Origin of the sequence: Candidatus Manganitrophus noduliformans (assembly GCF_012184425.1) — a bacterium.
GTDB lineage: Bacteria > Nitrospirota > Nitrospiria > SBBL01 > Manganitrophaceae > Manganitrophus > Manganitrophus noduliformans.
The window spans coordinates 858,177-870,353 of record NZ_VTOW01000001.1 but is presented as its reverse complement, the minus strand read 5'-3'; the positions used below and the strand labels follow the sequence as shown (position 1 = coordinate 870,353).

The following is a 12,177-nucleotide window of genomic DNA, read 5'->3' as shown; positions in this document are numbered from 1 at the left end:
TATTTCTGCCTATTTAGATGCTGGGTGGTATTGGCATTCTCTGCTTAAAATTCAATGTGGGCTAAAACAGGAGTGGGGCAGATGTCGAGAGGCATTGTGGCAATCGCATTAATGGGGTTTCTGTCTCTTGTTCAAACAGGCTGTGCAGGTAAGGTCACTTCCATTCTCCCATTTTCAGCCCAAGGCAGCGGCGGTTCAGGTTCCGAAACTCAATGCCCCGGCCACAGCTGAGGTGGGTGAAGCAATGATTGCTACGGAAAATATTTATACACGGCCCGCAATCGAACTGGCCGAACCTGTAATCCACAGTGTGATGTTGACTCCGCTTGATCCACGCACGCTGAAAATTCCAGTTGGAAAACTAGTGGCAGCAGGTTACACAGAGGATGGTTCCGGCGTGTTCTACCAATCACTTACGCCTCCTACATTGGAAAATACAGGAGATATTCGAGAGCTCTTCTCAAAACAAAAACCCATCATTCGTGGCGGGATATTGGTCCAGGGGCAGGATAAACCTCCTGCGTATTATTATCACTCGCCGTTCTCGGATCTGCCAGTAGCAGAGCCGGATCCTTCAATCAAGTACATCACTGCAACCAAAGTTGAATGGGAACAAGGCAGTTTCAGAAAGGAATTGATCTACAATGGACGATCAGGCAACTCTATCAAGTTGCTATATCGGGAGTTCAAGGACGATTTTGCACGGCCGGCCTATTCACAAGAGGTAACCTACGACTTCTCAGAAGGAGAGACCTTTGGATTCAAGGGGGCGCGCTTCAAGGTCACCGATGCGAGTAATATCGGTATTTCCTATGTCGTTCTCAAACATCTTGATTGAGATATTATTCAACGGTGAGTCGGCGATTGAGACAGGCTGAAAGTAGTATCAGCCAAGAGGGTAGAAACCGTACGAGGTAAAAAAGAGACAAAATGGGACACCCATTAAGGAGATACAAAGAAAATGGCTTCTTCGATCGAGTTTGTTCGTCCCGTTAGTTCAGCTCCCTCAGAACTTAGAGCAGCTTGTGAGCAAATCGGCATAGTCATTACGGGCGAAGAGGAAGTGAACCAGGGCACAGGCCTCAAACTTCATGGCACAGCGGACAACCAAGCGATAGCAATCGTGTTGTACTATAACCGTAAGAGGGGTCTATCGTCGAAGATCGTTATTGAAAAAATGCCCGAGGATAAGAAAACATCTCTTATGAAGCTTCTTTCATCGACCAAGAGCCCCAGCGCGAAACTCATTCCAATCCACGCATCAATTACAGTAGCGGACAAGAACGCACGACAAGCAATTAAGGATTCTCTCAACGTAGAAAAATTTACTTTGACGGAATATCCCAAGCAAAGCCATATGGATTATCTCGTAAAAATCCTCTTTGACGGAAATGAGCTCACGATTACTCAATTTTCCACAGGTACTTTATTACTGCAAGGCGGCTATTCTGATCTGGTAGATCGAGTTGTTGACATTATCGATGAGATAAAACCGCTTTCTCCCGAAGAGCGAGCATTGCTTTACGTACCCGAAGGCAGCCAGGAAATGGTTCAGAACGAAATCATCAAAGATAGCGGTGTACTCGAAAAGGCGCTCGCTGCCGCAGAAGCAAAACCTAATGAATACTTTCATTACCTTTCTAAGAATGATCAACAATCGTTTATTACTGGAGATGCCCTTACAGAGATTTTAGAGGGTCAGTCCAAAACGCTTCCAGAATACAACTTTCTTGTTGCGATCTATGCGAAAGTTTTTGAAGGTTTTGTAATTAAACTGATGATTGAAAAAAAGTTCTTTACACTAGAAGAATATAGAGACGATCCGAATATATCAAAAATAGGAAATGCTCTCCGGAATAGGAAATTTGAGAAATATATTAAAGACAAACTCCGATCCGGGTACGTGATAGAGAAACTAATTTCGATATGGGATGGCATCAGGTGCAAGGAAATGCACTCCGATCCTGTTGCTGAGCAGGGCATCATCTCTGTCCGCTCATTAAGTGATGCAAAAAATAGGATCGGTGAAATTAAGTCCTGCATGAAGGATGCTTATAACATTCTCGTCAAATATGGCTATACAGACCAGAATCTTCCCCAAAAGCCATCCACCAAACAATCTATATCGAGTGCCGTTCATGTAGAGGCAAAGAGCCCGGAACACAACGGCTACATAGGAACGGATGAATCTGGCAAGGGAGACTACTTTGGTCCACTAGTTGTCGCAGGTGTGTTTCTTGACCCAGTTACCGAGAAAAAACTTGCTGATGCCGGCGTTCGAGATAGCAAAAAAATCTCCGATAATCGCATTCACGAGTTCGCCGAAATGATTCGGTCTTATCTTAGCAAGACACAGTATTCCGTGGTGACGGTTGGCCCTGAGAAATACAATGAGCTATATGCGAAGATCGGCAACTTGAACAAACTGCTTGCATGGGGACACGCTCGATCAATCGAGAATATACTCCATGGGGTAGACTGCACAAAAGCTATCGCTGACCAATTCGGAGATGAATCCTATATCAAGAAAGCACTGTTGGACAAGGGAAAAGGTATTGAACTACTCCAAATGCCTAAGGCGGAGCAGTACACTGCCGTAGCAGCTGCATCCGTTCTCGCGCGTGAAGCATTCCTATTGCGCTTGGCGGAACTAAGTAGAGAATTTGGTATCACTTTTCCTAAAGGCGCTTCAGCTGAAGTTGAGGCTGTGGGTAAGCGCTTTATTGAAAAATACGGAACGACCACCCTAGCTAAATGCGCAAAGCTGCATTTTAAAACTACGGAGAAGCTGCAAAAGTAATCGTGATAAACCTAAAGTTGACGATCCTATGAGTCATCATTTTGATAAAAGTCGGGAAGCAAATGAACTCAGGAAGAGCGGGCAGTACCAAGAGGCGCTTGTCCTATATCGAGAATTGTCCAAGGACTATTTCGACTCATTTACCGCGGCAGGTCTGCTCCATTGTTTAAGAAAATTAGGCTTGTTTGAGGAAGCCTTACCACTTTGCACTGAAACACTACAGCGGCACAGAGCATTCGATTGGTGCAGAAATGAGGTGATCTGGACTCTGATTCAGGGCAAGCTCGAAAAACTTGACGAATCAGCATCAATAGAAGAAACAGTGTCGGTTGCAGAATCCATTCTCGCACTGAAGCCCAAGGAGAACGCAACAAAATGGCGCATAGCACGTCAGGTCCTAAAAGCAGCAAAGTCTTACAGTAGGTGGGAGATCATTTCGCAATGGCTTGACAGAGTGAATCCGGATGAATTGTCTATGGAACCGATGAAGGATGCTCAGGGTAAGGAAGGCTGGTGCGATCAGGCCATATGGAATAATTATCGGATCCGCTCCATGGTAGAGACCGGCGACAAAGAGCAAGCGATTTCACTCGCCCAAGTTGCGATTAGTCGTTTTCCCCGCCAAAGCAAGTTCTTCAAACGCCTAGAAGCTCTTGCTACTGTCCGCTTAACAAGATTAGCCGACGCTGAAAAAATTTACAGCGCCATTTGTAGTACCGGGAAGCCAGATTGGTGGATCCTTCATGAACATGCCCAAGTCATGCGAGAACTCGGAAAACTTGAAGACGCTCTGCGCCTGATGTGTAGAGCCGCTGTCTCCCATAAAAAGCTTGAGTCGCTTGTTTCTCTCTTTTCCGACATCGGATTTCTTTGTAGTGAGTTGAAGCTAAGAGAAGATGCAAGAAATCACCTGCTCTTGTGCAAGTACGTTAGGGAGGAACAGGGATGGTCAATACCTCGTTCAATTGAAATAGCTCTTTCAAATTTAGGCAACGAAGGGTCGGAACAGATTTCTCCTACTAACCTTAAAGATTCTCTAAGGAAATGCAGGACTTTCTGGTTTCGTACAATTGGGGTACAGGATGATCCTCGCGCACAATCCATCAGAAGCAAAAAAATTAAGCAGACACTCCAAGGCAAACTTATATTAGGTCATTCTGAAAGACCATTCAGCTTTATTTCTTCAGCTAATGGCAACTCGTATTTCTGTTTAAAGAGCGACTTGCCCAAAGGCATCACCGATGGAGCGAGCCTTGTCTTTGATGCAATCCCTTCTCTTGATAAGAAGAAGCAAAAGGAATCATGGAAAGCTGTCAATATCCGATCCGCATAAGAAAGCCGTTCCACATTATCAGATGGAAGTGCTTCGCCTTCATGAGCGGACAGGGCAACCTCTGAGGGCCGAAGGATTTGTAGCCAAGCTTGAAAAGGGATTGGGCCGTATTTTTACCGGGACCGAAGCAAAAACTGAATTGAGTATGGTGTCCCCGGAATTGAGGCATACGTGAATAGACAATGCGGACGAATCTTCTGAAACTTGCCGTGGTTGCCATGGTTCTCTCCTTCTTTGGATGTGCCTTGCTGCTGAAGGATCCTCCTAATAAAGAGCTGTTTTCCTGGAGATATCCTAAGGCTGATGTGAATTCCATCAAAGCGTTGATTTTGAACGAGGGCTACGTCGCATGGGGCGAAGAAAAGGTTCATTGCGTTGACTACTCCACATTTGTTGACTGCTATACACTGAACCGATATGTAAGGGAAGCTATAGATACGGAAAAGAATACGTACCTGACCATACTCTTCAGTTTTAAAGAAACCACTCCTCCCAGCGATTACTATCGGAATTTGGCCATTAATATAGGCGCTCCAGTTGATTCCCCTGGAATCAAAACGGAAATTGAGAGAATCGAAAACATACTATATGTAAAGCTTGTTGAAATTGCAGGCACTGCCAACGTTGTGAGGGGAAAGAGGTGAAACCTTATACCCCATCATTGCACCGGACGTGGCAGGATTTCGGGCTAGGTTCATCCTGTTTCCCGGTTTCGATTCCCATACGAAAACCGGGAGGTCCTTGGGTGGCGAGGCATTCGTGAAGATAGTGGAAAAGATGTTGGAGCGAAGTCTTCCCTTAAGGCCCCGTAGCCGGCCGCGAAAGAGCCGTTGATTATTTGGGATGTGTCCCGGTTTTATCCGTGGGACAAGAGGAAAGGAGATGGATTTTTTTTCTTTTTTGATTTAAGGAGGGACAGATGAACTTAATCGTTGGCGCCTCGATAGGAGTAGCTCTTTTTTCGATAGGTTTCTCAATGCGGTTTTTTCTTGCAAATCAAGCCCTCAAGAATCGCTTCGCTAAAATAATAGATATAGAATCTGAAGTAGAAGCCCAAAAAGCATCTCTTGCACAACTTAAAAAGAATGAGGAGGACGCACGCACGAAGCACGAGCATACTCGGCTAGCTCTTGCCGAGGAATACAGTAGAGCAAAGCAAATTTTTGACCGACTAAAGAAGGAACTCTCTTTACTTGAAGAGCATGCTGAGGACATCTCGTTTGGAGTTTACAACCCTCACTTTAGCTTTCAAACTTCAGAAGGATACAGAACCCGTCTAGAGGCTGCACGTGCTGAGCGGAAACGCCTAATTAAGGAAGGAAAGGCTACAGACTGTTTGGTCGAATGGAATGTGGGCGGTAGCAAAAAGGAAGGTGCCCGCATGACTAAACAGTACACTAAACTGATGCTTCGTGCTTTCAACGGCGAAACAGAGGCTGCAATTGCAAGGGTTCGATGGAATAATGTTACCAAAATGGAGGAAAGAATAAAAAAGGCCTTTGAAGCAATCAATGATCTCGGATCTATCATGAAGATGTCTATCACGTCAGAGTATTTAAAAGTGTGCCTCGATGAACTTCGCCTTGAATACGAACTAGAAGAGAAAAAATATCAGGAGCAAGAAGAACAACGTGCTATTCGGGAGCGCTTGAGAGAAGAGGAAAAGGCACAGTGGGAGTTCGAGAAAGCGCAACGGGAAGCAGAGCAAGACGAACTCCGATATCAGAAGTCGCTCGATAAGGCACGCGCTGAAGTTGCTTCCGCTACAGGAAAAGAGCTGGCAGATCTTAATGAGAAAATACTTCTCTTAGAAAAACAGATCGAGAAAGCAGAAGAAACCAAACAAAGAGCGATGTCTATGGCTCAGCAAACTCGTTGTGGCTATTTGTATGTTATCTCAAATATGGGCTCGCTTGGTGAAGAAATTCTCAAGATCGGAATGACAAGGCGCCTTGATCCGATGGAAAGAGTGCGTGAATTAGGTGATGCCTCTGTACCCTTTGGATTCGATGTGCACGCCATGGTTTACACGGAGGATGCTCCGGCTCTGGAGGCAGAAATTCACTCCATCTTCGCCAATAAAAGAGTAAATCGCATAAATCTAAAAAGAGAGTTTTTTAGAGTTTCTCTTTCAGAGGTTGAGAAATTTATTCTAAGCAAGGGACTTAAAATTGAGATGGTCAGTCTTGCCGAAGCTAAGGAGTACCGAGAAACTCTTGCCTTACTTAAAAGCCTCGAAACAGCTCCAACCCCAACAGTGGACAAGACACCTGAGTTCCCGGATTCCCTTAACTTATTACAAAAAGCAATATAAACCCTAAACGTGAAACAATGGGGGTCAGCCCTTAACATGTGACCATAGACGGTTGTGAGTCGTGGGTATGGATTGAGCCGGGGAGAATGGCGCAGCCATCGAGGGTCAATAATCCGAATACCTTTGCAAGTGAGCTGAAGTGCAACGAGCAGAAGCGACGCTGCAGGGCAGCCGAAGATCAAAGAAACCGCAAGAAAGGTGAAGCGATTCCGTGGAAGTCAAAAGTAAATATGCGACACCATAACGACAGGCTGCGCACGTCACAGGTAGGAATAGGCGAGAACGTCGCGCGGGACACGCGGACAATTTGGTCAATTCGAGCTGAGCTGAGGTAACCGCAATGTTGGATCACGTTTTTGTGTCAGTCAGCGATCTGGACCGATCGATCGAGTTCTACGAGAGGGCCCTGGCCCCACTCGGCATTCGCCATGCCGTCGACTACGACGGCGCCAACGGCCCCGAGGGCCATCCGGACCTGAAGGGCTTCGGTCGCGACGGCCGTGTGTTTTTCTGGCTGCGGCACGGCAGCGCCGATGCCCGGGCGGTTCATGTCGGGTTTGTCGCCAAGAGCGAGGCGGAGGTGGATGCGTTCTACGCCGCGGCTATCTCGGCCGGCGCCACCGACAACGGTAAGCCGGGCGCCCGTCTCTACTACGACCCGCGCTACTACGCTGCCAACGTTTTGGATCCCGATAGCTACAGCATCGAGGTAGTCTACAAGAGCTGGCAGCATCCGCAGCCCTAGCAGGATGTTGAAAAACTCATTTTATGTATTCTAATAAAGTATTCCGCGTGGTATCTTGTCGAGAAACAATCCTGGAGGATTCACGACCATAAAACAGAAAAACAGGGACAGACACTATTTGTTTGGTTTTCATTAGCCTCTCAGTTGATAAATAGTGTCTGTCCCTGTTTTCGAACACGGCGCTGAACTCGGACGCGCGAACAGCGTTCGCCGGTTAGCTGTAGCGTTAGCTCGCATGGACACGCAGCGGTGAAGAGAACAACACACATCCGGAGTGAAACGGAATCGCTCGATGACATCGCATCCGCGCTTGAAGGCCGCGTCTTTCACGTCACGAAGCTGCTGTATCTGGACACCATCCTGGCTGACGCTGAAATAAGGCCGAATCCCGACGGCCATCTGTCAACAACCTTCGGGCACGTGCCTAATGCGTTCTTCCGCAAGCGCAACTGCGTCTCCGTTTTCGACTACCGCGCTGCGCCGACCGACCAGATCAGAGATTTTCGAAATCGCTGCTCTCCGTTTCAGCCAGCTCGCCCGCCGAGCGAAGGGATCGCTATTCTTCTGTTGAAGCCGTACATCCACGCTTCCCTCATCGACTGGACGCAATGGAAAGAGGAGAAGATGTGGCGTGATATGGTGGTGCCATACGTGGAAGCGGGTTATCCGGGGCCAATCCCAATTGATGCGATTGAGGAAGTGATCTGTCTGAAACTCAACGAAGACCCCAATTCATTCACGGCTCGTATTCGTAACATAAAGAAACAAACAGGGCCAGATCTACAAATTTGACTATAAGCGACGCTTGGGGCCCATCTCATCTCCCGCCTTGCAGAAAGATTGAATCCAAAGTAAACTATTTCCTATCGATCACTTCAACCGCCCCGCTTTTGGAGAGACCCATGGCCAAAAAAGTCCGGCTTCCGGAAACAGACGAAGGAACCATCCTCTACAAAACCGATCCAATTATCATGAAGTGGCACTACGAAATCGACTACATCCACTCCTATGCCCAAGACTCCCCCTTCTTCGACGGACTTTCGAAAGGAAAGCTCCTCGGGAGCGCCTGCAAAAAATGCAAGAGGAAATACGCCACCCCCCGCGCCCACTGCATGGAGTGCGGCGCCAAGACCGATTGGATTGCGCTGCCGCTCGAAGGGAAAGTCCACACCCACACCACCTGCTACTTCGGCGGCGAGGCCTTTTTGAAAGAGACGCCGTTCACGCTGATCCTGGTGGAGTTTCGCGGGATCGACACCCTCTTCCTCTCCCGGCTGGTCGGCGTGGAGCCCGATCAGGCGCGGATCGGCATGCCGGTGCAGGCGCAGTTTCTTCGGAACAGCAAATTTAAAGCGACCGACGTTTACTTCGTCCCGAAGGAGTAAGTTCGAGGGAGGAAAAACCCATTCATAAAGTGATCCTATTTTTAGAAAAACGATCGACTTCCTTTCTACTGACGCTCGGATTTCTCCTCGTTGTCCTCTTTGGGTTCCTCGATCATCTCACCGGCCCTGAGGTCGCCTTTTCGATTTTTTACTTGATCCCCATCTCGATGATCGCTTGGTTCCTGGGCAGGTGGAAGGGGGCCCTCTTTTCGATTGCAAGCGCGATTACCTGGCTGATCGCGGATACAAGCGCCGGCCACCTCTATTCTCATCCGCTGATCCCCTACTGGAACATGCTCGCCCGCCTCGGCTTTTTCTTGATCGTCTCGCATATTCTGGGTGTGTTAAAAACCGCGCTCGAATATGAAAAAGAGCTCTCCAGGACCGACCCCCTGACCCAGGCCGCCAACCGGAGGAGTTTTCACGAAAAGCTTGAGCACGAAGTGAATCGAGCCCGGCGCTACCGCCGCCCTTTGACGGTCGGCTTTATGGATCTGGACCATTTCAAAGAGGTCAATGATCGCTTCGGACATGATGTCGGCGACCTGGTCTTGCAAAAGGTAGCCGAGGCGACCCGGAAGCATCTGCGCGCAACCGACCAGGTCGCGCGGATGGGGGGAGACGAATTCGCCATTCTCCTGCCTGAGACCACCCCTGCGTCGGCCCAAGGGGTCATTGAAAAGATCCGAAGAGAGCTTCTTAAATTGATGCAAGAGAACAACTGGCCGGTGACCTTCAGCATCGGGGTCATCACCTTTCTTCTCCTACCGGACAAAGTGGAAGAAATCATCAAAAGGGCCGATCGTTTAATGTACTCGGTCAAAAAGAGCGGAAAAAATGCGGTCAAGTATGAGGTCCTCGAAGCCGGCGTTCTGTTTGGCTAACATCGGCCGACCGGATCGGTAAGGATGAAAGATGATCGATTTTGATTTGACCGAAGAGCAAAAACTTCTTCAGCAGACGATCCGGGAGTTCGCCGCCGTCGAGATCGCGCCGGGCGCGGCGGAGCGGGATGAATCGTGCGCGTTCCCGCACGAGCTGATCCCGAAGCTGGCGGCGCTCAAACTCCTTGGGATCGCCATCCCGGAAGAGTACGGCGGGGCGGGCCTCGGCGCCATGGAGGTGGCGATCATTCTGGAAGAGATCGCTCGCATCGATGGGGCGACGGCGCTGATCGTCGCCTCGCACAACTCCCTCTGCACGATGCACCTCTACCGCTTCGGGAATGAAGCGCAGCGGCAGAAATATGTCGTTCCGCTGGCCAAAGGGGAGAAACTCGGCGCCTGGGCTCTGACCGAGCCGGGATCGGGCTCCGACGCGGCGGCGATGCAGACGAGGGCGACCCTGGAGGGGGATCACTGGGTGATCAACGGAAGCAAGCTTTTTATCACACAGGGGTCGGTCGCGGGTGTTTATGTGATCATGGCCTCGACCGATCCAGGCAAGGGGGCGGAGGGGATCTCCGCCTTCGTCGTTGAGAGGGGAACCCCCGGCCTGGTCGTTGGAAAAGTTGAAAAGAAGCTCGGCGTTCGGGCCTCCGACACGGCGGCGCTTCATTTCGATCAGCTCAAAATTCCGAAAGAGAACCTGATCGGGACCCTCCATCACGGCTTCCAAGACGTTATCCAGATTCTCGACGGGGGCCGGATCGGCATCGGCGGGTTGTCGGTGGGTCTCGCGCGCGCCGCGCTGGAAGATTCGATCAAATATGCCAAAGAGCGAGAGCAGTTCGGCCGGCCGATCGGCGACTTCCAATCGATCCAGTGGAAGCTCTCCGACATGGCGACCGAGATCGACGCCGCGCGGCTTCTCGTCTATCGGGCCGCGCTTCTCAAAGACGCGGGGGAAGAGCACAAGCAGGCCGCCTCGGAGGCGAAGCTCTTCGCGTCCGAAGTCGCCATGCGGGCGACGACCGAGGCGATCCAGATCCACGGCGGCTCCGGCTATCTGAAAGATTATCCGGTGGAGCGCTACTTCCGCGATGCCAAGCTCTGCGAGATCGGCGAAGGAACCTCTGAGATTCAGAGGAGGGTCATTGCAAAAACCCTCCTCCAGTGACGCCCCAAGGAGCAGGCTCCTTGGGGACCCCGGAGTTCGAGTGAAAAATCGAGAGGCCTGGGTTCGGAAGATCTTAGAGGGGGATGTCCGATCGGCCTCCCGTCTTCTCACCCTCGTTGAGAATCAAGATCCCACCGCGATTCCCCTTTTGAAGACTCTCTTCCGTCATACCGGAAATGCCAACCTCATCGGGATCACCGGTCCGGCCGGGGCCGGAAAGAGCACCCTGATCAACCAATTGATTACCGCGCTCCGTAAAGAGAAGCGATCGGTCGGCGTCTTGGCGGTCGATCCGACCAGCCCCTTCTCCGGCGGAGCGATTCTGGGCGACCGCCTCCGGATGCATCCTCATTTCCTCGACCGCGAGGTTTTTATTCGAAGTCTCGCCACCCGCGGCGCCTGGGGCGGAATCAGCCCCGCTCTCTTTAACGCGATTCATATTCTCGATGCGATGGGTAAAGAGCGGATTCTGATTGAGACGGTCGGCGTCGGCCAAGACGAGGTGGAGATCGCCGATCTGGCCGATGTGGTGGTCCTGGTCCTCTCCCCCGGCATGGGGGACGAGGTGCAGCTGATGAAGGCGGGTCTTCTCGAAATTGGGGACATCCTTGTTGTGAACAAAGGGGACTTGAAGGAATCGCAGCAACTCTACTATCAGCTCAAGGAGATGATCCCCGATCGGCCGATTTTGAAGATCGCCGCGGAAAAAGGAGAAGGCCTTCCGGCCCTCCTTTCCGAGATCGGAAAACAGCTCTCTAAAATAGAGACGCACGGTGCAAAGCGCAAAAGCTTCATCATGGAGGAGCTTCGCACCCTGCTGAGAGAAGAAATCGGGCAGACGGTTCTGCAGGCTTCTTTTGACGAGCGGGCGGTCGAGGCCGTTCTTCTTCGAAAGCGGGATCCGTATCGGTTGATTCAGTCGTGGTTGAAACGGAGAGGCTAGGCCTTCTTCTTTAATTCCATGATGACCAGCTTGGCAAGCTCTTTGAGCGTGTCGAACACCCCTTTTCCGGTGGCGGCGACCGCTTCGTAGGAGGGAACGTTCCGGGGATTGAGAACGCGATTGAGCTCTTCGATGGGGACCACATTCGGGAGATCGCGCTTATTGTATTGGATGATAAAGGGCATGGCATCCAGATTCAGCCCCTGGTCCTTTAGATTCTTCCGAAGATTTTCCATGCTCTCGATGTTCGCTTCCATCCGTTCCACCTGAGAATCGGCGACGAAGATGACCCCGTCGACCCCCCGCAAAATCAGCTTTCTGCTTGCATCGTAAAAGACCTGCCCGGGAACGGTATAGAGGTGGAACCGGACCTTGAAGCCTTTAATGTTTCCCAGCGCCAACGGGAGAAAATCGAAGAAGAGGGTCCGCTCGGTTTCGGTGGCAAGCGAGATCATCTTTCCTTTGCTGTCGGGATTCGTCTTTTTGTAGATGTAGATCAGATTGGTGGTCTTTCCGCACAGACCGGGGCCGTAGTAGACGATCTTGCAGTTGATCTCACGGGCCGAGTAATTAATAAACGACATGCTGAGTCCTTAACG

Annotated in this window: 12 protein-coding genes; 11 read left to right on the top strand and 1 reads right to left on the bottom strand. The window is 50.3% G+C overall.

What is annotated here, in order from left to right:
* Nucleotides 1–127: 127 nt before the first annotated feature.
* The 11 genes from MNODULE_RS04335 to meaB all read left to right on the top strand — a co-directional run bounded on the left by MNODULE_RS04335 (nucleotide 128) and on the right by meaB (nucleotide 11,578).
* Nucleotides 128–838: a hypothetical protein gene (locus MNODULE_RS04335; protein ID WP_168058237.1), complete on the top strand. Its 711-nt coding sequence runs from the start codon at nucleotides 128–130 to the stop codon at nucleotides 836–838.
* Nucleotides 839–961: 123 nt separating this feature from the next.
* Nucleotides 962–2,800: a ribonuclease HIII gene (rnhC, locus tag MNODULE_RS04330; RefSeq protein ID WP_168058236.1), complete on the top strand. Its 1,839-nt coding sequence runs from the start codon at nucleotides 962–964 to the stop codon at nucleotides 2,798–2,800.
* Between the two features lie 28 nt (nucleotides 2,801–2,828).
* The gene (locus tag MNODULE_RS04325) at nucleotides 2,829–4,133 is read left to right on the top strand and encodes a hypothetical protein (protein ID WP_168058235.1); all 1,305 of its coding nucleotides are present in this window, start codon (nucleotides 2,829–2,831) and stop codon (nucleotides 4,131–4,133) included.
* Between the two features lie 182 nt (nucleotides 4,134–4,315).
* On the top strand, nucleotides 4,316–4,777 hold the full coding sequence (locus MNODULE_RS04320; RefSeq protein ID WP_168058234.1) for a hypothetical protein: 462 nt from the start codon (nucleotides 4,316–4,318) through the stop codon (nucleotides 4,775–4,777).
* A 275-nt stretch (nucleotides 4,778–5,052) separates the two neighbouring features.
* Nucleotides 5,053–6,447, top strand: a complete 1,395-nt coding sequence (locus MNODULE_RS04315; protein ID WP_168058233.1) for an SNIPE associated domain-containing protein — start codon at nucleotides 5,053–5,055, stop codon at nucleotides 6,445–6,447.
* Nucleotides 6,448–6,787: 340 nt separating this feature from the next.
* Entirely contained in the window at nucleotides 6,788–7,192 is a 405-nt protein-coding gene (locus tag MNODULE_RS04310) for a VOC family protein (RefSeq protein WP_168058232.1), read from the top strand.
* Between the two features lie 249 nt (nucleotides 7,193–7,441).
* Complete coding sequence (locus MNODULE_RS04305) at nucleotides 7,442–7,984, top strand: hypothetical protein (RefSeq protein ID WP_168058231.1); 543 nt, start codon at nucleotides 7,442–7,444, stop codon at nucleotides 7,982–7,984.
* Between the two features lie 110 nt (nucleotides 7,985–8,094).
* The gene (locus tag MNODULE_RS04300; RefSeq protein ID WP_168058230.1) at nucleotides 8,095–8,577 is read left to right on the top strand and encodes a Zn-ribbon domain-containing OB-fold protein; all 483 of its coding nucleotides are present in this window, start codon (nucleotides 8,095–8,097) and stop codon (nucleotides 8,575–8,577) included.
* Nucleotides 8,578–8,606: 29 nt separating this feature from the next.
* Nucleotides 8,607–9,461, top strand: coding sequence for a diguanylate cyclase (locus tag MNODULE_RS04295; RefSeq protein ID WP_168058229.1), 855 nt, complete (start codon nucleotides 8,607–8,609; stop codon nucleotides 9,459–9,461).
* Between the two features lie 34 nt (nucleotides 9,462–9,495).
* Complete coding sequence (locus MNODULE_RS04290) at nucleotides 9,496–10,635, top strand: acyl-CoA dehydrogenase family protein (RefSeq protein WP_168059201.1); 1,140 nt, start codon at nucleotides 9,496–9,498, stop codon at nucleotides 10,633–10,635.
* A 40-nt stretch (nucleotides 10,636–10,675) separates the two neighbouring features.
* Complete coding sequence (meaB, locus tag MNODULE_RS04285) at nucleotides 10,676–11,578, top strand: methylmalonyl Co-A mutase-associated GTPase MeaB (protein WP_168058228.1); 903 nt, start codon at nucleotides 10,676–10,678, stop codon at nucleotides 11,576–11,578.
* On the opposite strand, the gene MNODULE_RS04280 is transcribed toward meaB, so the two are convergent.
* Nucleotides 11,575–12,162 (bottom strand): GTP-binding protein, encoded by a 588-nt coding sequence (locus tag MNODULE_RS04280; protein ID WP_168058227.1) that lies wholly within the window; start codon nucleotides 12,160–12,162, stop codon nucleotides 11,575–11,577. The two genes, meaB and MNODULE_RS04280, sit on opposite strands and share 4 nt — an antisense overlap.
* Nucleotides 12,163–12,177: the final 15 nt, after the last annotated feature.